Below are 1,021 nucleotides of genomic sequence, written 5' to 3' on the forward strand. Positions count from 1 at the left end.
CTCCGCGAGTCGCTGGAGAAAGGTGATAGCAAGCTCATCAGAAAAGGCACCCAGAGTCTGAATCTGAAAGTCATTAATGGTTCCACTGAGACCGCGCTGCTCCACAAACGTATCCAGACCAATGGAGCCGCAGACAATCCAGGCCACTCGCTTTCCGCCTGCATCGCGCAGGCGGCGTAGATAGTTTAGGACACTTAAAACTCGCTCCGGGCCTTTATCCGTTTTCGCCAGTCGTGCTAAAAAGATAGGAAGCTCATCAATTGCAATCAGAGTTTGGGGAGTGGCCGGAAGTGTTGTGAGAACGGTTTCCAGAGTTTCCGCCGTTTTTACCCAGTCTGTGAGATCACCCCCTAGCTCAACCTCAACTCCCGATGCCTTGGCTTTACTTCCTTTGAGCTGTTGCTTGACCGTATCCAGTCCTCGGGTGAGCTTATAGCCGACAGGAAGCTTGATGCCTGCTGTCTCTAGAGCTTGAACCAGTAACATGAAAAACGCTTTCTCGGTGGTAACGGCTTGAACATCACACCGAAAACTTCGCCAGCCCTCTTCTTTGAGCACTTCAACGAGCCGAAGTACAAGCGATGTCTTCCCGATGCGTCGTGGGGCAGAGAGCAGGATATGGTTGCCGTCCTTTACAGCCGAGCCGAGTCGTTGCAGCTCCAGCTCTCTGCCAAAAAAGTCTGCGCCGGAAACACTGGTTCCGGTTACATTTTTCATAAAGTCCCTGCCTGAATCCTATTCTTAATACAATTTAGAATTAATTCAAAATTGTATCATGATTCTTCTTTCTCCGCATCGGGATCGAAGTCGGTGGGGGAGATCCAGCCGGTGGCGGGGCGCTCGCCTTTGAGGTAGCGCTCGTAGAAGCCGCGGGTCTTGGTATCTGCGGTGGGATACTGGTCGAAAATATCGCCCTTCCCGGCCATCCGTGGGTCACCCTGAGCCGTCAGCTCACGGACGAGCTGGGTTTCGAGGGCTTTCTTTCGTGCGGCGTGCTTCGGGTCGGCGGCGAGGTTTTTCA

General features: G+C 53.1%; 2 pseudogenes. Both read right to left on the minus strand.

What is annotated here, in order from left to right:
* Positions 1-717: pseudogene (locus RMO15_RS28875) on the minus strand (AAA family ATPase); the annotation flags it as partial.
* Between the two features lie 56 nt (positions 718-773).
* Positions 774-1,021: pseudogene (locus RMO15_RS28880) on the minus strand (heparan N-sulfatase); the annotation flags it as partial.

Source organism: Armatimonas sp. (assembly GCF_031410135.1).
Taxonomy (GTDB): domain Bacteria; phylum Armatimonadota; class Armatimonadia; order Armatimonadales; family Armatimonadaceae; genus Armatimonas.